23 protein-coding genes and 1 pseudogene are annotated in these 21,952 nt (G+C 47.3%); 17 read left to right on the top strand and 7 right to left on the bottom strand.

All coding sequences use genetic code 11. The annotated features are described in order from the left end of the window. The first annotated feature begins 201 nt into the window (after positions 1 to 201). On the top strand, positions 202 to 2,514 hold the full coding sequence (locus C2I18_RS03960; RefSeq protein WP_249899990.1) for an S-layer homology domain-containing protein: 2,313 nt from the start codon (positions 202 to 204) through the stop codon (positions 2,512 to 2,514). 108 nt (positions 2,515 to 2,622) lie between these two features. On the opposite strand, the gene C2I18_RS03955 is transcribed toward C2I18_RS03960, so the two are convergent. Beyond that, positions 2,623 to 3,321 (bottom strand): hypothetical protein, encoded by a 699-nt coding sequence (locus C2I18_RS03955; RefSeq protein WP_249899989.1) that lies wholly within the window; start codon positions 3,319 to 3,321, stop codon positions 2,623 to 2,625. Positions 3,322 to 3,425: 104 nt separating this feature from the next. Next, on the bottom strand, positions 3,426 to 4,304 hold the full coding sequence (locus C2I18_RS03950) for an ABC transporter ATP-binding protein (protein WP_249899988.1): 879 nt from the start codon (positions 4,302 to 4,304) through the stop codon (positions 3,426 to 3,428). Positions 4,305 to 4,442: 138 nt separating this feature from the next. Here C2I18_RS03950 and C2I18_RS03945 point away from each other — a divergent pair, with 138 nt between their 5' ends. From C2I18_RS03945 to C2I18_RS03890, 12 genes are all read left to right on the top strand, one after another. Continuing rightward, the gene (locus C2I18_RS03945; protein ID WP_249899987.1) at positions 4,443 to 5,039 is read left to right on the top strand and encodes a TetR/AcrR family transcriptional regulator; all 597 of its coding nucleotides are present in this window, start codon (positions 4,443 to 4,445) and stop codon (positions 5,037 to 5,039) included. Between the two features lie 484 nt (positions 5,040 to 5,523). Continuing rightward, positions 5,524 to 6,156: a universal stress protein gene (locus C2I18_RS03940; RefSeq protein ID WP_249899986.1), complete on the top strand. Its 633-nt coding sequence runs from the start codon at positions 5,524 to 5,526 to the stop codon at positions 6,154 to 6,156. Positions 6,157 to 6,185: 29 nt separating this feature from the next. After that, on the top strand, positions 6,186 to 9,056 hold the full coding sequence (locus C2I18_RS03935; RefSeq protein ID WP_249901998.1) for a Na+/H+ antiporter subunit A: 2,871 nt from the start codon (positions 6,186 to 6,188) through the stop codon (positions 9,054 to 9,056). Beyond that, on the top strand, positions 9,044 to 9,376 hold the full coding sequence (locus C2I18_RS03930; RefSeq protein ID WP_249899985.1) for a Na(+)/H(+) antiporter subunit C: 333 nt from the start codon (positions 9,044 to 9,046) through the stop codon (positions 9,374 to 9,376). The genes C2I18_RS03935 and C2I18_RS03930 overlap by 13 nt, the downstream gene beginning before the upstream one ends. Beyond that, positions 9,373 to 10,848: a Na+/H+ antiporter subunit D gene (locus C2I18_RS03925; RefSeq protein ID WP_249899984.1), complete on the top strand. Its 1,476-nt coding sequence runs from the start codon at positions 9,373 to 9,375 to the stop codon at positions 10,846 to 10,848. The genes C2I18_RS03930 and C2I18_RS03925 overlap by 4 nt, the downstream gene beginning before the upstream one ends. Before the next feature lie 5 nt (positions 10,849 to 10,853). Then, positions 10,854 to 11,336, top strand: coding sequence for a Na+/H+ antiporter subunit E (locus C2I18_RS03920; protein WP_249899983.1), 483 nt, complete (start codon positions 10,854 to 10,856; stop codon positions 11,334 to 11,336). Next, on the top strand, positions 11,336 to 11,629 hold the full coding sequence (locus tag C2I18_RS03915; RefSeq protein ID WP_249899982.1) for a Na(+)/H(+) antiporter subunit F1: 294 nt from the start codon (positions 11,336 to 11,338) through the stop codon (positions 11,627 to 11,629). Before C2I18_RS03920 ends, C2I18_RS03915 begins: the two co-directional genes overlap by 1 nt. Then, positions 11,619 to 11,978 carry a monovalent cation/H(+) antiporter subunit G gene (mnhG, locus tag C2I18_RS03910; protein ID WP_249899981.1) on the top strand — a complete coding sequence of 120 codons (360 nt, stop codon included), beginning with the start codon at positions 11,619 to 11,621 and terminating at the stop codon, positions 11,976 to 11,978. Before C2I18_RS03915 ends, mnhG begins: the two co-directional genes overlap by 11 nt. 48 nt (positions 11,979 to 12,026) lie before the next feature. Beyond that, positions 12,027 to 12,305, top strand: coding sequence for a hypothetical protein (locus tag C2I18_RS03905; RefSeq protein ID WP_249899980.1), 279 nt, complete (start codon positions 12,027 to 12,029; stop codon positions 12,303 to 12,305). Positions 12,306 to 12,369: 64 nt separating this feature from the next. Continuing rightward, positions 12,370 to 13,038 (top strand): Type 1 glutamine amidotransferase-like domain-containing protein, encoded by a 669-nt coding sequence (locus C2I18_RS03900; protein WP_249899979.1) that lies wholly within the window; start codon positions 12,370 to 12,372, stop codon positions 13,036 to 13,038. 48 nt (positions 13,039 to 13,086) lie between these two features. After that, on the top strand, positions 13,087 to 13,530 hold the full coding sequence (locus C2I18_RS03895; protein WP_249899978.1) for an oxidoreductase: 444 nt from the start codon (positions 13,087 to 13,089) through the stop codon (positions 13,528 to 13,530). A 38-nt stretch (positions 13,531 to 13,568) separates the two neighbouring features. Then, entirely contained in the window at positions 13,569 to 13,928 is a 360-nt protein-coding gene (locus tag C2I18_RS03890) for a hypothetical protein (protein ID WP_249899977.1), read from the top strand. A 407-nt stretch (positions 13,929 to 14,335) separates the two neighbouring features. On the opposite strand, the pseudogene C2I18_RS29780 reads toward C2I18_RS03890, so the two are convergent. The 4 genes and pseudogenes from C2I18_RS29780 to C2I18_RS03870 all read right to left on the bottom strand — a co-directional run. After that, positions 14,336 to 14,795, bottom strand: a pseudogene (locus tag C2I18_RS29780) (transposase); the annotation flags it as partial. Between the two features lie 351 nt (positions 14,796 to 15,146). Further along, positions 15,147 to 15,644, bottom strand: a complete 498-nt coding sequence (locus tag C2I18_RS03880; protein ID WP_481857869.1) for an arsinothricin resistance N-acetyltransferase ArsN1 family A — start codon at positions 15,642 to 15,644, stop codon at positions 15,147 to 15,149. A gap of 18 nt (positions 15,645 to 15,662) precedes the next feature. Then, entirely contained in the window at positions 15,663 to 16,466 is an 804-nt protein-coding gene (locus C2I18_RS03875; protein WP_249899975.1) for an arsenite methyltransferase, read from the bottom strand. 58 nt (positions 16,467 to 16,524) lie between these two features. After that, positions 16,525 to 16,974 carry a MarR family winged helix-turn-helix transcriptional regulator gene (locus tag C2I18_RS03870; RefSeq protein WP_249899974.1) on the bottom strand — a complete coding sequence of 150 codons (450 nt, stop codon included), beginning with the start codon at positions 16,972 to 16,974 and terminating at the stop codon, positions 16,525 to 16,527. A gap of 133 nt (positions 16,975 to 17,107) precedes the next feature. On the opposite strand from C2I18_RS03870, the gene C2I18_RS03865 reads away from it, so the two are divergent. The 3 genes from C2I18_RS03865 (at position 17,108) to arsC (ending at position 19,282) form a co-directional block, all read left to right on the top strand. Further along, positions 17,108 to 17,434: an ArsR/SmtB family transcription factor gene (locus tag C2I18_RS03865; protein ID WP_249899973.1), complete on the top strand. Its 327-nt coding sequence runs from the start codon at positions 17,108 to 17,110 to the stop codon at positions 17,432 to 17,434. Between the two features lie 156 nt (positions 17,435 to 17,590). Further along, entirely contained in the window at positions 17,591 to 18,841 is a 1,251-nt protein-coding gene (locus tag C2I18_RS03860) for an arsenic transporter (RefSeq protein WP_249901996.1), read from the top strand. Between the two features lie 21 nt (positions 18,842 to 18,862). Next, on the top strand, positions 18,863 to 19,282 hold the full coding sequence (arsC, locus tag C2I18_RS03855; protein WP_249899972.1) for an arsenate reductase (thioredoxin): 420 nt from the start codon (positions 18,863 to 18,865) through the stop codon (positions 19,280 to 19,282). A 193-nt stretch (positions 19,283 to 19,475) separates the two neighbouring features. Here arsC and C2I18_RS03850 read toward each other — a convergent pair whose 3' ends face one another. Then, positions 19,476 to 20,435: a DMT family transporter gene (locus tag C2I18_RS03850; protein WP_249899971.1), complete on the bottom strand. Its 960-nt coding sequence runs from the start codon at positions 20,433 to 20,435 to the stop codon at positions 19,476 to 19,478. A 114-nt stretch (positions 20,436 to 20,549) separates the two neighbouring features. On the opposite strand from C2I18_RS03850, the gene C2I18_RS03845 reads away from it, so the two are divergent. Further along, the gene (locus C2I18_RS03845) at positions 20,550 to 21,896 is read left to right on the top strand and encodes an aminotransferase-like domain-containing protein (RefSeq protein WP_249899970.1); all 1,347 of its coding nucleotides are present in this window, start codon (positions 20,550 to 20,552) and stop codon (positions 21,894 to 21,896) included. Positions 21,897 to 21,952: the final 56 nt, after the last annotated feature.

Here is a 21,952-nt window from a genome sequence, read left to right as displayed (position 1 = left end):
AAATTATCGGGTTAACTGAGAACTGAAGGGGCCTGTCCCGTCAAGCGGACAGCATCATTAAGTGGATAAATAATATATCATTTTTTAAGTAAAATTTGGTAGACCGCAAGACTATTGTATTGTATTCTTTCATAGTGGGTTTTTGAACCACTTTTATATCGAAAAATTCAGGGGGAAGACATCAAGATGCTCTTAGCACGCATGAAACGTTTTACATCGCTTATTATGGTGGCAGTAACTTTAACCTCTCTTCTATCGGGGACAGCCGGCGCAGAGGCAAGCTCAAATCCTTTTGAGGGAATCGTTCTAACCAAGCATGACAGATTGGGGTCCTTCGGCTTCAAGAACATCAATTATGAAGATGGCGTATTCTATGTAACCGGAGGAAACAACCGGGTGTACTCTGACGACGGAGGGTCAAGCTGGAAAGAACTATACGGAAATAACAGTCAAATGGACACCGCCGGAGACGGAACAGGGAACTTTCTGTCTGTTGTAGGCTCGGGCGGGTATCTTCTCTGGGATACGAAGACCCGCGAAATAGAGAGCTTTGACAAAACGATCTCTTACCCCGGTTTTCCGCCTTTGATGAAAAGCGTGACTTACTTTAAAGGAGATTATATTGCTGCAGGTTACGACAGGCAGTCGATAGCGGAGACCGGCAGAATCTTCAGGCTGAACGAAGACCGTGAATCCTGGCAGCACATTACCGTGCAGGGACCTCTGCTTGAGAACAAACGGTTTAATAAAATCAGATCAAACGGGGACACTGCGGTTGCAGTTGGAGAATACGGATTGATCGCGACCTCTACTGACGGACTGGTCTGGACACAAAGAGACGCCGGACCGAGGCAGCACTTTCTGGATGTAACGGTACCTGCAGACGGGAAACCGATAATGGCCGTGGGGATGTACAACACAGTATCGATCTCCGAAGACGGCGGAGAAACCTGGGAATCCTATGGCTTTGATTATGACGAGCCGGATATCGTCAGTGTTACTTATGCCCGCGGTTATTACGTTATTTCCACCGAATATGGCGAGGTTTATTATTCGGAGGATGCAAGAAACTGGACGGAATTCGAGCATGGTTTCGGGAGAATCACGATTAATGCTATCAATATCGACGTTCCGGGGCAGATGGTTTTTGCCAGCGGCGGCGGCATTATTTATTCTGTGAGTAAAGCATCTACGACTACTAAGCTGGCAAGCAGCGCCAATCCATCTGTAGCAGGGGATGAGATCATCTTTACAGCTGACGTATCGAAACCGGCCAATTCTCCGGTTACCGGGCTGCCAACAGGAACGGTCACCTTTAAAAATGGAGATGCGGTATTGGGAAGCGTTCCGCTCACAGTAGGTAATGCGACTTATACTGTATCGGATTTGACCGTAGGCACGCATACCATTACAGCGGTGTACAGTGGTGATGCCGCATACGAAGACAGCACCTCGGAACCGCTTGTTCAGACGGTCACCGCTGAAGGGCCAGAGGGTAGCCCCGGCACAGGAGACGGTGGCGGCGAACATGATCCTGGAACGCCAACAACACCAGAAACGCCAACAGCACCAACAACACCAGAAACACCAACAACACCAACAACACCAGAAACACCAACAACACCAGAAACGCCAGAAACGCCAGCAACACCAGAAACACCAACAACACCAGAAACGCCAGCAACACCAGCAACACCAGCACCAGTAACACCAGCACCAACAGCGGCACCATCAACATCACCAACAGCGGCACCAACAACCCAGCCCGGGACACAGGGGCAGCCAAATGTTCAGCAGCCGGAAGAAACGGGAGAAATCCCTCAAGATCCGAACGATATTTTTAGAAGCCAGGTTGTTCGCGCAGACAGCAATGTCATTGCCGGCGTTGAAGCCAGAACGGCAGAAATATTGAATAACGGCGGGCATTCCGCTGCTATTCAATATAGGGACATTGGGGAACACTGGTCCATTACTAATGTCGAAAAGCTCACCAAGCTTGGCGTTATTAATGGATATCCTAACGGTGGATTTGAGCCGGACGAACCTATAACGAGAGCCGAATTCGCAGCAATGATCGATAGAGGTTTCGTGAACATGGCTGGCAGAAACGTAATAATCAATGAAGAAGATTTCGCAAAGTTTAAGGACATCAAGGGACACTGGTCCTCCGAAAGCCTCAAGCGGCTGGTAGCCGTCGGAGTCATGGCGGGATATGAAGACGGCACTATCCGGCCGGAAAGAACAATTACCCGTCAGGAAATGGCCCTTATGATTACCAGGGTGTTGAATGCTTATATCTTGAATCGTGATACATCGGCTGTTGTCTTTACCGATCTGGACCGGGCCTATGGTGCAGAGGCCATTAAAAAGGCGACCGTTCTTGGCATATTTAATGGAAAGACCGCTCTGCATTTTGAACCGCAGTCCGGTGCGACCCGTGCCGAATCGATCCAGACGATCATCAATACGTACAGCTTAAGTCCGGCCATTAAGAAAGCGCTGGAGAGTTTGTAATTTATGCGGTATTTAATACCGTAACTGTGGATGAATGGACAGAAGCCGATCCTATCGAATAGGGCCGGCTTCTTTTTTTGTAAGGCTATGTAAACTTTCCCCGCTGCATCATATAGGCAAATCCTTTTTATTAAAATAAATAATGCCCAGAGTATACAGCGCAGCCGCCAGTCCCGCAAAAACACTCATCCCCATATAAGCAAAGCTATCACCTGCGAATAACCGTTCAGGGTCGAACAGGGCAAATAAGGAGAAATACCCGATCCATTCTAATCCTTCGCCAGAGTCACCGAGCATTTGCAATAACACAAACGTTATGGGGAGACCGGCTCCCAGTCCGAGACTGTATCGGGCTTCATTAGCCAGACAAGAGGCCAGGAAACAAATGCCATTAACCGTGTAATACATCAGGAGTGCGTAAAGATTCAATAAAATAAATGGCTTGATATCCAAAAGTCCGGGAAACATGGCTGAAGAGGTGATAAGAGTCAGAACCGTGATCCAGCAGAAGATCGCTGTTATAGACATCAGACTAAACACGGCCTGAGTAACGGCTATTCGAATTCTTGAATTGGAGGTGGACAGCAAGTAGGACATACTGCCTTTATCTACATGTACGGCTATGAGCCGGTGGTTAATAACAACAGATAAAATCATAGGGAATAAATATAGAAGGATACTGTATAACGTTCCTGACAAGAAAGTAAGCAGGGTGGACCCAAAATTCATTCCCATAGCGTTCATCAACTCAGCAGGAAGCATATCCAGCATATCCTTTAATGCATCTACGCTTTCGGGATTAAACATGCTTACCAGAATAATGGAATAAAAAGAATAGACGGCAACAATCAGAAGCCACAAAAAACGGTTCACTCGTATATTCGCTTTAAATAAGGCCCATGACATAAAGATCAGCGCTCCTTTCCGTAGAAATCCATGAAGATTTGCTCAAGGGTCCGGGGAGTTGACGCCATATGAGCCACTTTACATTGAGACAGAATCCGCAGCATGGAATCATAATCCTCTTTAATAAAGATTTCAACAGTAAGAGGCGCTTTTTGAATATAGTTAAGAGGGCTGTTTTGCAGCGTTATCATGTCATCCCCATCCGCCAAGGTAACTATAAAGCTTTGCGGCAGCGCCGCTTTCAGAGCATGGATGTTCTCAACGGCCACGAGTTCTCCTTCACGTATGATGCCTGCCCGTTCACAGGTCTGGTCGATTTCATCAAATAAATGGGAGGACATCAGAATTGTTTTTCCCCGGCCGCGTTCCTCGATAATTAATTCTACAAAACGCTTCTGCATGAGCGGGTCGAGCCCGCTAGTCGGCTCATCCAGGATGATAACTTCAGGATCGTGCATGAAGGCGGCAATTAATCCTACCTTTTGCTTCATCCCCTTAGACATTTTACGGATTTTCCCGCCAGGCTCCAACTCGAATCTGTGGATTAATTGATCGCGGCGTATATTATCTTTACGTCCCCTTAATTCATCAATAAACGTCAGAAACTGCATACCGGTCATGTAATCATAAAATGCAATTTCCCCGGGCACGTAGCCTAAATTCTTGTGGATCTGTGCAGCGTCGTTCCTGCAGTCCAGGCCATTGATACTGGCCTTCCCGCTTGTAGAGTTTACAAAACCCATCATATGGCGGAGCGTTGTTGTTTTTCCGGCTCCATTCGGTCCAAGAAAACCGAAAACCTCACCCTCCCTCACCTCAAAGCTAACATCCCGGATTCCTTTGCCATTGGGATAGATCTTTGTTAATGATTCGACCTTAATCAAAAGATTTCAGCCTCCCGTCAAAGATATATAACAAAACTAATTTCAGTTACATAATATTCCCTCCTTGATCTGAAGTCAATAAATATATAACATAAGGGTATACTGTTACATAAACATCGGAATTAGGTGGAATTTACCATGAATGGCTTTGAAAAACGAAGACAGCAGAAGAAAAAACAAATTTTAGAATCGCTAACTGATATGATCATGACGCGAAACTTTAAAGAAATAGGTGTGCGGGAGATTGCACAGCAAGCAGGGGTATCGCCTGGATCGATCTATAATTTCTTTGGAAATAAAGAAGTACTGGCTAAAGAAGTGTTTTACCATCAGATGGACGAGGCCGGAAAAGATTTCGTCAAAATGATGAACTCGGATCTTCCCTTTGAAGAAAAGATGAATAAGATGTATGAGGTATCGGTTACCAATCAAGAATCATTGTCCAGTGAAGGGATAAAGAACTTTATTTTTACAGATCCGGCATTCAAAGCGTATATTGAGCAGTACGCTCAAACGGTTGTCATTCCGGAAATCATGAAATTAATTGAACAGGGGAAAGCCGAGGGGAAAGTATCTGGAGGCGTATCTGCGGAAGCCATTATGATGTTTATGAACGGAATTATAGCGATGATAGGCAATCCATCCGTTTCAGAGAAATTAACCGTTGATTTAAGAAAAGAGTTGGGCCATCTTTTTCTTTACGGGATTTTGGGCAAGAAAGAGCAGGAGGGGTGATTGCCTGCGACAGCATAGTTAAGGGGACTTTATACGAATGTTGTGTAACAGGGGAGGGTATCATCTTTTACTCGGCTTTCAGCCGGATTCTTACATATTCCCTGGATTGGAAAGGAATACTTACTGGGATTGGATCAGCAAAATTATAGGAATGCAAAAGGGATTCTCCGGACGGAAAAACGCCCGTTTGCTTTCCGGGTGCAGGGAATACCACGGATTGTTCCAGTCTCCAGCCTAGTATCAACATGAGTGCCAGCACGGAAATACAGCAGATTACTTTGCGGGTTAACATGAGGAATGCCTCCTTTGTACTCAGGCTTTCCTGATGAATCTTGGATTATACACTGCTGATTTTCTTTACTTTCTCTCCTGGGGACTATATAATAAAGCCAATTGTATATGGATAGTAACCGGAGGAGCCTGCCAACAGCGGGCTCTTTTTGTGGTTTTTTACTGGAAAAAATTTACTGGAGGTTGCTTTCAAATGGAAATGAAGATGGAGTCTATCATGGTTTGTGTGCATTATGGCCCCCATGGACAGCGGTTGATTCAGCGGGGCAGCGAGCTGGCCAAAAAGCTTCAGGCTCCGCTTGTGGTTCTGACCGTGGATACCGGCGGAGACAATGAATATAACCCGGAGAAGCAGCTGTACCTATCAGGTTGGGAAAAGCAGACGAAGGATGCCGGAGGACAATTTCTGATCCGCAAATGCAAAGGGAAAAAGACGGCCCATGTTATTGTGGAAACCGCACAGGAAAACAAAGTGACCCAGATTGTGCTGGGACAATCAAGCCAAACACTGTGGCAGGAGATTACACGCGGCAATTTTATTAATGATTTAATGGAACAGGTCGGCACTATTGATCTTCATATCGTTGCAGTACAACGCTATCCCGAGCTGCTCGAGCAAACGCATGAACGGGGATTTATCGCATATCTGGTCAAAAAAGGTGATAGTTATGTCCTCTCGGAAGAAGCAGCCGGCAGCGAACCGATAAAAGGGGTGTTCTTCCGTGAACTCGACACGGATTTCAACACCGGTCTGTTTAAGATTGTGAACAACGGTGAGGCCCAATACCTGAAAATTGTACAAAATGAATGGGTTAAGCCCCATTGAGCAAAATATTTGAGAAATAGAAAGGGGTACTGAGCGTGCTGCATCTGGTTATACTGCTTCCGTTTTTGCTGTCTGTGCTGATGCTACTGATTAAACAAAATACGCGCTTCCACCTGGGATGGATCGTTCTCCCCCTGCCGGCGGCACTATTCCTGTATTTCCTGACAAGGATTCCGGCGATCCGGTCGGGAGATTCTATTGTTGACACCTTCGCCTGGATGCCCTCCTTCGGAGTGGATATCACTCTGATCCTGGATGGATTAAGTCTATTATTTGTCCTGCTGATTTCCGGGATGGGAGCACTTGTTGTGCTTTACTCCATTTTTTATCTCGACAAACAGACCGAGGGAATCCGCCGATTCTACATGTACCTGCTCCTATTTATGGGTGCAATGCTGGGTGTAGTGCTGTCGGATAATTTGATCGTATTGTACGGTTTCTGGGAACTTACAAGCATTTCCTCATTCCTGCTTATTGCCTTCTGGTACGGCCGGGAACGATCCGGTTATGGAGCATTGAAATCTATGCTGATCACAGTATTCGGCGGATTAGCCATGTTTGCCGGATTTAATCTGCTGTATGTCATGACCGGTACTTATAGTATCCGTGAGATTATTGCTCTGTCTGGGACCTTGACAGACAGCGCGATGTTTATCCCGGCCATGCTGCTTATTTTGCTGGGTGCTTTTACAAAATCCGCCCAGTTTCCTTTCCATATCTGGCTGCCGGATGCCATGGAGGCTCCGACTCCGGTCAGCGCCTATCTTCACTCGGCAACAATGGTCAAAGCAGGGATTTACCTGGTGGCAAGGCTAACTCCTGTCTTTGCGGGGCAATCGGAATGGTTCTGGCTGGTGTCTGTAACAGGCCTGATTACCCTGATATACGGGTCATTCAAAGCAATACGGCAGACCGATCTCAAAGCCTTGCTGGCATACTCCACGATCAGCCAGCTGGGGTTGATTATGTCATTGCTTGGTCTGGGATCAGCATCCGGCTTTTTTAGCGGGAAGCCGGATGCAATTTTTTATACTATGGCTACCACAGCCGCACTTTTCCACCTCATCAATCATGCTGTTTTCAAAGGCAGCCTCTTTATGGTAGTAGGGATCATTGATCATGAGACGGGCACCCGTGATCTCCGCAAGCTGGGAGGCCTTATGTCCCTTATGCCTATTACCTTCTCTGTCGCACTGATGGGGGCCTTTTCCATGGCAGGGCTGCCGCCGTTCAGCGGGTTTCTCAGTAAAGAGATGTTTTTTACAGCCGTCCTGAATATCCGGGAGTTTGATATCCAGAACTCTGCATTCTGGCTGCAGCTCTTTCCGGTCATTGCCTGGATTGCCAGTGTGTTTACCTTTGTATACAGTATGATTCTCGTATTCAAGACCTTCAGCGGCAAACTTCAGCGAGACAAGCTGGACAAAGTTCCACATGAAGCGCCGCTGGGCCTGTTGCTGTCACCGGTCATTCTTATTTCGCTGAGTCTTGTATTTGCCTTTTTTCCGGACCTGGTTTCCAAAGCGTTGATCGAACCTGCAATGGCCTCCATCCATACAGGGCTTCTCGCTCCTGAGGAAGCTTTTGAGGTTTCTATACATTTCTGGCATGGCTGGACACCTGAAATCTTCATGACACTAGGTGTGGTGGCAGCCGGTTTGCTGTTATACAGAGGGTATAACCGGTTGCGGGTGCTTGACCGTGAAGCCAGTGGAAGTAATACGCTTAACCGGGTGTATGATGCTTCGCTCCGGCTGCTGGAAGGGGGTTCCAAACGCTTGACTAATGCGTACATGACCGGCTCCAGCCGTCATTATCTGCTGTATATCTTCGGTTTCCTGGTTGCCGCTCTGCTTGCTGTTCTTCTGCGGGAGCCTGGGATACGCTTTGGCATGGCACATTATGCTGAACTGTCCTTCTATGAAATGGCCGCCATTGTGGTCATGCTTCTGGCTGCCTTTGCCGTTCCTTTTGCCAAATCACGGGTTAATGCCATCCTGTTCACCGGCGGTGTCGGGTACATGGTGACACTCCTGTTTGTCCTTTTCCGTGCACCGGATCTTGCCCTCACCCAAATGATTATTGAGACGGTGTCGGTCATACTGTTCCTTCTCTGCTTCCGGTATCTTCCAAAGCTAAAGGAACAGAAGGAGATTCTACGCTTCAGGCTGCCCAACCTGATTATTGCGCTGGGCGTCGGTGTTACTGTAACCCTTGTCGCGCTGGCTGCGATGGGCAGCAGTCCGTTCCAGTCCATTTCCAAGTACTTTCTGGAAGAAAGCTATAACCTGGCCGGAGGGAAAAATGTTGTCAACGTCATTCTTGTGGATTTCCGCGGATTTGATACCTTGTTTGAAATCATGGTGCTGGGCGTCGCTTCGCTGGCCATCTATGGTCTGATCAATCTGAGGATGGAAGAGGATCTCACGCAGCGCCAGCAGGTTAAACCGCATTTAGCCGTGCCTTTGCGCAGTAATGATGTCATTCTGCAGACGATGTCCAAAGGGATTGTCATCATTATTCTGATCTTCTCTCTGTACTTGTTCTTTGCCGGACATAACCATCCGGGAGGCGGATTTATAGGTGCGTTGATGACCTCCGCTGCACTGGTGCTGATGACGATTGCTTTTGGCATGGAGCAAATCCGCAAAGCGTTCCCTATAAATTACCGCTTGCTTACAGCGGCCGGGCTGTTGCTTGCTATTCTGACAGCATCAGGATCTTTCCTTTTCGGTGTTCCTTTTTTAAGCCATACTTTTGGCCACTTCCATTTGCCTATCCTCGGTGATATTGAACTGGCAACTGCCGTACTATTTGACCTGGGTGTCTATCTGGCAGTCATCGGTGTAGCGATGAACATCATCTTAACGATTGGAGGGGATAAACGATGGAACTCGTAATGGCACTGGCCATAGGAATTCTTTTTACTATAGGGGTCTATCTGATTCTGACAAAAAGCCTGCTGCGTATTGTGCTGGGCACGTCCCTGCTGACGCACGGTGTACATCTGCTGCTTCTGACCATGGCCGGACTCAAAAATGGGGCAGCTCCCGTGCTGGGTAAAGAGGGGAATTATGTTGATCCCCTGCCGCAGGCGCTGATATTGACCTCGATCGTAATCAGCTTTGGCGTCACCGCATTCTTCTTCGTCCTTGCGTACCGTTCATATCAAACTCTGGGCACAGATGAAATCGACAGCATCAAGGAGGTTAAAGAATGAATAATCTTCTGGTGCTGCCCATTCTGATTCCCCTCTGTACAGCTGTTATTCTTATCTTCTTCAAAGAAAAGCTGCAGCTTCAGCGGGGCATCAGTACGGTCAGCGGGATGCTTACAATCCTGATTACACTATTACTGGTATCCCGGGCTCACAATGAAGGCATATTAACCCTGCAGATGGGCGGCTGGGCACCTCCTTACGGTATTGTATTTGCCGGGGACATGTTCGCTCTATTACTGGTGGCGGCAGCTTCAATTGTCAGCTTTGCCATCCTGCTCTATTCCTTCAGCAGTATAGGGGAGAAGCGGGAAAGGTATTACTACTACACTTTCTTTCATTTTTTGCAGGTCGGAGTATACGGCTCTTTCCTTACAGGGGATATCTTTAACCTGTTCGTCTTCTTTGAAGTGATGCTGATTTCTTCGTATGCGCTCATTTCTCTGGGCGGAACCAGGCTGCAGCTGAGGGAAACTTCAAAATATCTGCTCATAAATATTGTGTCTTCAACTTTGTTTGTAGCGGCGGTAGCCTATCTCTATGCGGCAGTCGGAACGCTTAATATGGCGCATTTGTCCCAGCGTATTGCCGAAGCGGGACAAGGCGGCGTGCTTAATGTCATTGCAGTTTTATTTTTAATTGTATTTTCCTTAAAAGCCGGGCTGCTCCTGTTCTTTTGGCTTCCGGGATCGTACAGCGCACCTCCGTCGGCCATCAGAGCGTTATTCGGTGCACTTCTCACCAAAGTGGGACTGTATGCAATCATCCGCACGTTTACCCTGATGTTTGTCAACGATTCAGGACTTACCCATAACCTGATTGCCTGGATGGCTGCAGTTACCATGATTCTGGGCTCTCTGGGGGCAGTTGCGTACAAGGATATACCTCGTATTTTTAATTACAATATTATTATAAGCGTAGGGTTTGTGGCCCTCGGAGTCGCTGCGGGAACAGAGGATTCGCTGAACGGGGCTGTATTTTATCTGCTTCATGACATATTGGCTAAAGGACTCCTGTTCATACTTGGCGGGCTGATCATATCCGCTGCAGGCACAGACCGCTTAGGCGGTATGGGGGGCATGATCAAAAAATATCCGCTTATTGGCTGGATGTTCTTTATACTGGCTCTTGCTCTGGTAGGGATTCCGCCGCTCAGCGGTTTTGCCGGCAAGCTGCTGATCATCCGCGGCGCGCTGGATGCGGGAATGCTGACACTGTCTCTTATAGGCCTCGGATCAAGCTTTATGGTGCTGTATTCCTTAATCAAGGTGTTCAGGCTGGCCTTCTGGGGGAGTGAACCGGAGAAGGAACAGCCTGCAGTGAGCTTAAAGGGTGCTTCGGCTGTAGCTGCCGGACTGCTGTTGCTCATCATTGCGATGGGAATAGGGGCAGATACTCTAAATGCCTATGTATCGCAGGCCAGTGATGTTCTCTCCTCACCCGCGCAGTACATTCAAGCCATAATGAAGGAGTAGATAACATGGCCTTACAATTCTTGTTCAACCTGTTGATTGCCTTTCTGTGGATGGCGGTGAATAACAATAGCTCCGGTTCCAGTTTCCTTATAGGGTATTTACTCGGTATAGCAATCTTGTTGTTATTTCGAAAATCCAAACCCCAGACACAGCCATTTTATTTAAGACGTGTATGGTCCGTCATAAAGCTGCTGCTGATCTTTATCCGTGAGTTGACGGTCTCGAATTTTGTAGTGATCGGCCATATTGTCCGTCCAAAGCTGGCCATCCGTCCCGGAATATTTGCCTATGAGACAGCGTTGACTTCTGCATGGGAAGTTACATTGTTGTCTTGTCTGATTTGCCTGACCCCGGGAACGCTGACTCTTGATGTGTCGAAGGATGGTAAGACCTTATATATTCATGCCATTGATATTAAAGATGCAGAGGTCATGGTCAGCCAAATCCGGGGCAGTTTTGAACGAGTTATTATGGAGGTGACGCGCTGATGGTGTCAACACTGTTAACCACATCATTGGCTATTCTGGGTGTGGCCATGCTGGCGTGCCTATTCCGTCTTTTAAAGGGGCCGACACGGTCAGACCGGGTTGCTGCCCTCGATACGATAGGTATTCACGTACTCGCTATAATCACCGTTATGGGAATGCTGCTGGATACCCAGGATTTTCTGGAGGTTATTCTGCTGATCGGTATTCTGACGTTTATAGGAACAACCGCACTCGCGAGATTTATTGAACGGGGCGTTGTTGTGGAAGAAGGGGAGAGTACAAATGACAGGTGAATTGTTCAGCTCGATTCTGGTGGTGATTGGAGCTGTTTTCTGCGGACTCAGCGCCTTCGGTTTAGTGCGGCTGCCCGATGTGTATCTGCGTTCACATGCCGCTACCAAAAGTGCAACCTTCGGAGTCCTGTGTTTGCTGGGCGGCGGATTTCTGTACTTTTGGTTTAAGGATGGAACAGTCAGCATCAAGCTGCTGCTCGCCATTGTGTTCGTATTCATGACTTCGCCGGTGGCAGGCCATCTGAATGGCCGGGCTGCCTACCGTTCGGGAGTTCCTTTATGGGAAAATAGTATACAGGATGATCTGCTGGCCCGGACGGAAGCAAGTCAGGAAAAGTCTGAAAAATAATGTTAATCGCTGAATTCTTTTAGTCCTGAAGCGGGTGGAGGGAGATCCATGATCATTGCAACCCAGCCTTACTACAAAATTGAACGAGTCGTATCTGCCGGTGATCTGGAGACCATTATTCATCAGCGCTCGTTATGTCTCTACCCGGACCGTATTGTTTCGGCGTACCGTGAGTTTATAATTGAAGAAATTTTTGATATTTCATTCCGGGATCTTGGACAAGGGCATGGGGTGCTTTATTTACACACAAAGCAGGGCGTTTTTCCTTATACGGTCGAAGCAGACGCGGAGCTGTTTATTGCTGAGGTGAAAAAGTTAATTTCTTGATAGGCCCCTACCTAAGTAAATAGCCTTAAGGAATAACGGACGCACAACGACAAGGAGTGAAACTATGAAATTATTGCTAACATCTGCGGGCATTACGAACAAAAGCATACACGGCGCGCTAGTTAACATGCTGGGCAAGCCGATGGCTGATGCAAACGCCCTGTGCATTCCCACCGCGATGTACGGACACCCTTGGGTCGGGCCCGGCGTTAAAGCCTGGGAGTTCATCAGCGGGAATTCCGGGAATCCCATGGTTGACCTGGGCTGGAAGTCTGTTGGCGTGCTGGAGCTCACTGCGCTGCCAAGCATTCATAAAGACCGCTGGGTACCGCTGGTGCAGGAGACAGATGTCCTCCTGGTGGCGGGCGGCGACGCCCTCTACCTGAGCCACTGGATGCGGCAGTCCGGACTGGCAGACCTCTTGCCGTCGCTGCAGGCAGTTTATGTAGGAATGAGCGCCGGGAGCATGGTGATGGCACCTAACATCGGGGAATTCTTCGTTGGCTGGACTCCACCCGCCGGTGGTGATGAAGCACTGGGGCTGGTTGATTTTGCAATATTCCCGCATGTAGATCATGAGATGCTTCCTCATAACACCATGGCTGCTGCAGAAAGATGGGCCGCCGGAATGAGGGGACCAACATATGCGATTGATGATCAAACTGCGGTTAAAGTGATCGACGGCGCAGCTGAGGTGGTCTCCGAAGGAAACTGGAGGCATTTTACACCCTGACACCCTGCTGTGGTAAGAACACGGAACTTGGAACAGTAAGGAGTAACCTTGATGAAAATAAGTACTCTGGAAGCAAGAGCCTCAAGCCGCGCTGATTTTGGGCCGATTGGTGAGGGAGAGAAAAACACCCGGTTCGCTGACCTGATCATAGCCGGGAAATCGCTTAATGCAATGCTTATAAAGTACGATATGGTTCCTTCTCTGGGCTGGATGAGTGATGAATATCAAAGAGAAATGATTGATTACTTTTTACTTAGAAAACCTCACGGAACCATGTGGTACAGGTATCCCATCATGGTATGCCCGTGGTGCGGTGATGAAGGATGCGGGTTCATTTCCGTAAAAATTGATAAAGAAGAGGATGTTGTTATTTGGAAGGACTTCTACCTTGAGCCTGATATGAAAAAGATAAATATTGGCCCGTTTTATTTTGAATGGGATAACTATGAAAGGGTAATCAATAGTACGTTTGGAGTTGCGGGTATACAGTAGCGGAAGGGAAAAGAGGACGACCGTTGACTTATTCAAGAATGAGACTCAAAGGAACAATGACGGAACAAAAATATCGCGAAGAGTTAACCGCTTCTAAAATTCACTTGTTTAACGATAGCGCTAAGCGCAGGTATCTTGATCTCATCCAAAAAGCATTTCCCGAGATGAAAACCGCACATGTTTTATCGTGGATACCAGAGCAAGGTGAGGATATTATCAGCTTTCTGGTGGATACTCATTCTGTTATTAAAATAGAATTGGACCGCTATGATCACTCCGTTTCTCCGGTAATTGAAGTCTATCCAATTGAAAAATGGATGAAGAATTTAAGCAAAACATTTCAGATTCAACTCGCTGTGGCACTTGATTTAGCCAAGAGCGATATGAATTCCATATAGCCGCTGTTTTTAGATGGACAGGATAATTCAAACTAAACGAAAGGTGCTGTCCCATATACAGCCCAGAGGTACCCTTCCTCGCTTTGCAGTCGTTCCTGAGCTTGCTTCTGGTACCGTAAGCGCTCCAAGCTCACCACAACTTCCCGATGTCCACTTGCTAAAATTTCGGTGCTCTCTTTGCGGAAATGCAGCGTCTGTCCGGCCAGGCATGTCCAGTGGTCCTTTGTTTCGTCGTACGCCCGCCTGAATCTCTTCCTTTTCCAGATAGGCGTAGTTTTCCTCGCTGCCGTAACCTGCATCCGCAATGACCGTCTTTGGCTGTTTTCCGAGGAGTTATTGCGCTTTTGTAGGCTAAAATAAATTGGTTTTCGGTCCCGATTTGCACATTGTATCCCGGTTTCAACTGGCCCCCAAACAAAGGTGTAGCGATTGGCATTGGCCTCCATCTTGGTCCCATCCACAAAGTAATGCTCCAGGGACATGTGTTTTTCGTCAGCCAGAAACTGAAGCACGGCGGTAAATACCGTTTCCAGAACACTCCTCAGCCGCTGGGAACGGAAGCGATTCAGGGTGCGGAAATCGGGGCGTTGCCGTCCGGCCAGCCACATGAAAGGGATGTTCTCCCGCACGGCTTTAGCGATTTGACGAGACGGATAGATCCGCTGAGTATAAGCGTAAATAATGACTTTGGTAAGCATCTTAGGGTGGAGCTGTCGCGGCCACCACCCGGGATAGGCCGCGTCAAAGATGGTGTCGTCCAGCCCCTCTACTGCAGCATTCACGACACGGGCAAGGTGGTTGCCCTGGAATATCTTCTTCCAGATCCATTGGCAAGCAAAGGTGGTCCATGGTATATTGGATGTACAAAGAAATCGCTCCTTTTTGAGATGGTTGGGTGGTACCTCCATTTTACTAAAAGGGTGATTTTTTTGTTGTTTTTTCAAAAAGAGTTTAGATCCAATTCCCGCTTAAACAGTGGAGAGGACGGACTGATTGTGGAAAAGCGGCAGCGGTCGCCTTGGTCTCCGGATTTTCACCGCTAAGGGGAATGAAAAAAATCTGGAGAGCACAGCGATTGGAACAACGGTCCGTTCGCGGAGCGTCCACCCAAGTGAACACATACCTCCTACTCCAAACCAAGGGCCGTCCCAAGCAGCCATTTCATGGCTTTTGGGACACCCCCTCTTCTCTTGTACTAATATGATTTTTCAGAATATATTAAAGAATCTTCTCCATAATCATCACATCCATAAACTGCCCATCCATAACACCCTGCTTCTCAAACACACCAACTTGCCGGTAACCCATTTTCATGTATAATCCTTGACCACCCTGGTTGAACGGAAACGTAAAGAGAACAATTTTATAAAAGCTGTTTTCCTTTGCCACCTTGTGTAAGGACTGCAGAAGAGAACTGCCCACACCTTGTCCACGGAAGCTGCGGTCAATGTAAACGGAAAGATCGGCGACCCCGTTATAGGCGCAGCGGTGAGAGTACGGGTTAAGGGAGGCCCAGCCAGTAACTTTACCTTCGCTTTCAGCCACCAAAATGCTATAGCGGCCTTGATGATCGTGGAACCATGCCTCCATATAAGCGTAATCCTTCGTCTCTGTTTCAAGTGTAGCGATCCGGTCCTCGATCCCCTGATTATAAATACGAAGGATACTTGCGATATCCTCTGTATTGGCCTGACGGACAGTTAATGAAGTAATCATATGTAAATCCCCCTATAGCTACTTTCTCGCTTTAATCACAGCAGAAACGATGTATTGGTCAACGTTTGCACCAGGAACCCAATCTTTGATAAATGTTCTGGATTCGTCTTTTGGTTCAATACTGATCTCAGTAAAGCCGCTTTCCTGAAGCATCTTCTCTACATCAACGATGGAAGAGGCTCCGGAGATGCAACCGGAATATAATTCGTCCAGGTCATTTTTGATCTCAGGGGGAAGCTCAGCTGTAGTTACAATATCAGATATGGCCAGACGACCACCAGACTGAAGAACACGGTAGGCTTCGCGGAATACTTGCTGTTTATCCGGTGAGAGGTTAATCACGCAGTTGGAGATAATGACATTAACCGAATGATCGGCAACAGGAAGATGTTCAATTTCACCCAATCTGAATTCCGTGTTGTTAAAATTTCCTTTCATAGCATTATCCCTTGCTCTGCTGATCATTTCAGGAGTCATATCCACTCCGATGACATGACCTTGTTCACCTACCTGCCGGGAAGCGAGGAAGCAATCGAATCCGCCGCCACTCCCGAGATCAAGAACATGTTCACCCGCCTGCAGTTCAGCAATAGCCTGGGGGTTACCACATCCAAGGCCTAAATTTGCGCCTTCAGGAGCTGCAGCGAGATCCTCACTGGAATAACCCAACTTAGCGGATATGGCATCAAAATCAGCAGGGGAGTCACAGCAGCTGTCAGCAGGGGAGCAGCAGGAAGAGGCAGCTTCGACCTTTTTTACAGCAATTTTTTGATAGCGCCCCCGTACATTTTGGCGGATCTGATCATTAGTAAGTTTGTTCACTCTAAACACTCCTTATTTATCAAATAACTTGCAAAATGCAAATATTAGCGAAAAGAAATCACCCTTTTACAGGTGCACAGCAATTGCTGGATTTCCCCATGGCTTCGTTGAAAAGCTTAATGGATCGTAGTAATGTTTCTACCTCAAATTCACTCATGTGCGAGAAGGCTTCATTCAGATATTCATTCATTTGTTGATCAATAGTTGTAGCCGCCATTTTACCTTCAGGTGTGAGTGACAGGATATAGATTCTCCGATCTGTAGGATCAGGAGTCTTTTTAACCAGATTCATTTTCACCAAAGACTGGACTTGTCTGCTGAAGGTAGTAATATCAGTGCCAAGTGTTTCGGCGACTTGCTGCATGGAAGGATTATGGCTCCGATCTATCTCGTATAGCAGGTGGCTTTGGGCTGCGGAAAGATTACATCCACCTACGCTGCAGCAATCCTTATTGAGCAGTCCTAAACGCCGGGTCATGATTTGGAACAGTTCTCTTGGGGTTTCCATTGTGTTCACCTCTTGATTTAGTTATATCGAAATTAATTGCAAAACGCAAGTATTATTTTGCTTAGTTGATAATTGATCATCAAGGCCTTAGACTATAAGTATTGCCTTACCTACGGAGAGAGGAGATGTTTAAATGGATGAACTTAATGATCTTGCAGAAGATTTAAAACTCCTCGGAGATAAAACACGTCTTACGATTCTTACACTTCTAAAAGAGCGGGAATGGTGTGTATGTGAATTCGTGGATCTTTTTGATATCTCACAGCCAGCCGTTAGTCAGCATCTGCGCAAATTAAAAAGCAGCGGGTTTGTAAAGGAACAGAAGAAGGGCCAGTGGGTGTATTATTCCTTAAATATTGAAAATAAGCCTCATGTTAAAGCGATACTTAAACTTACACCGGATGCTGGGTCCGTTTTGGCGAATTTGAATAAGCCGTCTAGCGCTGTCTGCTGCGAATAACTTTTTGTCGTTGAATATATAAGTGTATAATTATATAATAATGTCCGAGGTTGAAGTTAACTCTTTGGAGGGAGTGCTCTGATGCATGGGATTCAGACATAAATTGGGGGAAAAGACTTGGTAGCTCTGGCAAGCCTTATATTTATAATCACATTGATGTTTGTCATTTGGCAGCCTAAAAATCTGTCCATTGGATGGTCTGCCTGCGGCGGAGCGTTACTCGCTTTACTTGCCGGTGTAGTCAGCTTTAATGATGTTCTGGATGTTACGCTGATTGTATGGAATGCCACACTGGCCTTTGTTGCAATCATCCTGATCTCTCTGATTCTCGATAACATTGGATTTTTCGAATGGGCTGCTTTACATATGGCCAAAGCCGCCAGCGGGAATGGAACCCGGATGTTTATCTATGTCATCATTCTTGGTGCCATAGTAGCGGCGTTTTTCGCCAATGATGGGGCGGCGCTTATTTTAACTCCGATTGTGCTGGCTATGGTCCGTGCGCTGAATTTTGATGAGAAGAAGGTATTTCCATTTATCATCGCCAGCGGGTTTATAGCAGATACTACCTCTTTGCCGCTGGTTGTCAGCAACTTGGTGAATATCGTATCGGCTGACTTTTTCGGGCTGACCTTTATGCAGTATGCCGGACGGATGTTCATGCCTACCTTATTTTCCTTAGGGGCAAGTATTCTGGTACTCTATCTCTTCTTCCGACAAAGTATCCCGGGAAACTTCGATGGCTCCCAGCTGAAAAAACCTGAAGAGGCTATTAAAGACAGGCAAATGTTCAAGCTGTCCTGGATTGTACTTGCGGTTCTGCTGGCAGGATACTTTGTCAGTGAGTTCCTGAACATTCCGGTATCTGTAGTGGCCGGGATCATCGCAATTTTTTTCCTGCTTATGGCAAGGAAAAGCCCTGCCGTACCAACAATGGCAGTGGTGAAGGGGGCACCTTGGGCCATTGTTTTCTTTTCCATCGGGATGTATGTTGTCGTATATGGTCTAAGAAATGCCGGGCTAACAGATGTATTAGCAAATGTTATCCAGAGCGTTGCGGATCAGGGATTGTTCGCAGCAACGATGGGGATGGGCTTTATTGCCGCGGTGATCTCCTCCATAATGAATAACATGCCTACCGTAATGATTGATGCACTGGCCATTGAGGCTACACACACCTCTGGACTGATTAAAGAAGCCCTGATTTATGCGAATGTCATCGGTTCTGACCTAGGACCTAAGATTACACCGATTGGTTCACTGGCTACCTTACTTTGGCTGCATGTGCTTTCCACTAAAGGAGTGAAGATATCCTGGGGAACGTATTTCAAAACAGGCATTATTTTGACGATCCCTACGCTGTTCATCACACTGCTTGGTCTATATATAACATTGAACCTATTTTAAACTCAAAGGAGATTGGGACTCATGGATAAGAAAACCATTTACTTTTTGTGTACAGGAAACTCCTGCCGGAGCCAAATGGCGGAAGGCTGGGCCAAGAAATATTTGAGCAATGAATGGAACGTATACAGTGCCGGCATCGAGGCTCATGGTTTGAATCCGAAAGCCGTTCAAGCGATGAGTGAAGTCGGTATTGATATCTCAGGTCAAACATCAGATATTATTGATCCGCAGCTGCTGAACAGCTCCGATCTCGTCATTACTTTGTGTGGAGATGCGGCAGATAAATGCCCGGTTACTCCCCCTCAAGTGAAACGTGAACATTGGGGATTCGATGATCCGGCAAAAGCACAGGGTACAGATGAGGAGAAATGGGCGGTCTTCCAACGGGTCCGCGATCAAGTGGGCGAGCGTATCAGACAATTTGCTGAAACGGGAAAATAATGAAGGTTAACAGCAAGGAGAACTATAGCTGGCAAATTGTCATGAACGGATTGAAGATAAAGTACGATATGGTTCCTTCCCTGGGCTGGATGAGCGTTTGAATGGGATATCTATGACCGGATAACCCGCCAAAATAATCACAATAAGGAGCAGGCGCATCAGCGTCCTGCTCCTCTTCGTGCAGAGAACTCCCTCACATTTTTGATTCCTCTAAAGAAACCGCCGCCTTCCTGCTTCGCCATGTCCCCGCATTTGCACCGAGCACGCCTGCGATGATGACAGCTGCTCCAATGATATGGTAATACGCCAGCTGCTCATTTAAGAACACAAAGCCCCCGGCGATTGAAATCAATGTCGCCAAATGGTTGAACACACTCACCTTGGATGCCTCAAGTTTAGATAAAGCATAGTTGCTGAGCAAGCTGGAAATGAGCGAAGAGAGTACGCCCAGGTAGAGAATCGCCATTACGAACCTGGTGCTTGCGAACGGCTCGAAATAATGGGACAACGTGCCTTCGGCCAAGTGCTGTCCTGCCGCCATCAGGTTGAACACAAGGAAGCCGATCACCGTCATCACATAGGTCATGGTCATGACATGAATACGAGAGGTGAGCTTTCTTGCAAGCACGCTATAGCCGGCAAGGGCGAGGGCTGACAGGAGAATGAGCAGCGTGCCTTTTAGATTAGACAGATCAATCGCCGTACCTTTCATGATAAAAATGAATATGACACCGGATACGGACAAAAGAGTGGATAACTTCTGCAGCCTCGTCGTACGTTCTTTCAAAAAATAAGCTGCCGCAACCATCGTGAAGACCGGCACCGTCGCGTGGATAATCCCTGCTTCTGCGGACGTTGCAGATTGTAGGCCAAAGACTTGAAAGGCAAAGAACATCGACGGATATAAGACGGCCAGCGGAAGAATGGCCAGCACATCCCGCGGCCTCAGGTGAAGCTTTATCCATCCCAACAGAACGGGAATAGTGGCAGCGATCAGGGAGACGGTAAAGCGGTGGGCTAGAGTGTCTAGCGGCGCAGCAACCGTCAGGGCTATTTTTCCGAACAGAAAAGAGAGCCCTACAATGGCGGAATAAATAATGATGGCAGAATATGCGAAACGCTTTGTTGTGGAATCCAGGTGTGCTGATGTCATAATGCTCCTCCTAGTAATTGTCCGTGTTAGGTATATCGTATCTCCCGGCCTTGCATGCTACAATGATGAAAATTGTCATCTGTACCGTTACAGATTGAGCGAGGTGCTTGTCACATGTATATGTATTTGAAGCTCATGAATGAGCTGGAGGCACTGATTCAGAAGCAGCCGTATAAAGACGGACAGAAGCTTCCATCGATCCGTGTGCTGTCGGAGCAGTACAGCTGCAGCAAAAGTACGATCATCAAGGCGTTGGCTGAGCTGGAGAAGCGCCATCTTATTTACGCCATGCCCAAAAGCGGCTATTACGTTGTCAAAGGAACCCATTCCGTCCAAGACGAAACGTCGCCTGTTTTGGATTTTGCAGCAGCAGCACCTGATCCCGGGGTGTTTCCTTATTTGGATTTTCAGCACTGTATCAACAAAGCGATCGACATGTACCAGAAGGATTTATTTATGTACGGCACGGCTAAAGGGATGCCCTCCCTGATCAGTATCGTGCGCAAGCAATTGATGGGGTATCAGGTGTTTACTGAAGAGCGGAATATTTTTGTTGTATCGGGGGTTCAGCAGGCCTTGTCACTGCTTGCAGTGATGCCCTTCCCTAATGGCAAGCAAAAGGTGCTGATCGAACAGCCGGGTTATCATCTGTTGATCGAATTTTTGGAGACACGGCGCATACCGGTCATCGGGATACCGCGAAGCAATGCGGGCATTGATTTGGACAGGCTGGAGGAAATCTTCCGTACGGAAGACATCAAGTTTTTTTATACAATGCCGCGGTACCACAATCCCCTGGGCTGCTCCTATACGAACAAAGAGAAGAAACAGCTTGCCGGCCTTGCAGCCAAATACGATGTATATATTGTTGAGGATGATTACCTCGCAGATTTCGAGCAGGACAGCAAGTCCGATCCGGTGTATACGCATGATAATTCATCACATGTCATTTACTTAAAAAGCTATGCCAAAATTATTTTTCCCGGCCTGCGCATTGGTATTGCGGTCATTCCCGATCTGCTGGCTGAGACGTTCCGTTTGTATAAAAAACAGGACGATATCGACAGCTCCATGCTGTCTCAGGCTGCCCTTGAAATCTATCTGCGCAGCGGGATGTATGGCCGCCATCTTGCCAAAATCCGCAGCAGATATACGTCCAGGGCGAAGCTGCTGCATGCTGCGCTTGCGAAGGAAGCTGCCCGCTGCGGCGGTGCTTTTACATATGAGAGTCCGGATTACCCGTTCATTCATACGCATATCTTGCTGAATAAGACGGTCTCCGCTTCGCAGCTTATTGCGAAATTAAAGAACGAATCCATCCTGCTGGAATCCTTGGACCGGAATTATTTACGGGGATTTGAGCGGGAAAATATAGTAAAGCTGAATGTAACCAACGTTAACGAGGAGGATATTGCGGGAGGGATTGAGCGGATCGGTGCTCTTCTTGCCAAATCCACCTAGGTAAGCGGCTTACCGCTGTTCTGCTGACTGGAAAATTAGTGCAACCTTTTGCCCCC

Source organism: Paenibacillus sp. PK3_47, assembly GCF_023520895.1.
GTDB lineage: Bacteria > Bacillota > Bacilli > Paenibacillales > Paenibacillaceae > Paenibacillus_AQ.
The sequence above is the reverse complement of the archived record's forward strand: the minus strand, read 5'-3'. Positions and strand labels throughout refer to the sequence as shown.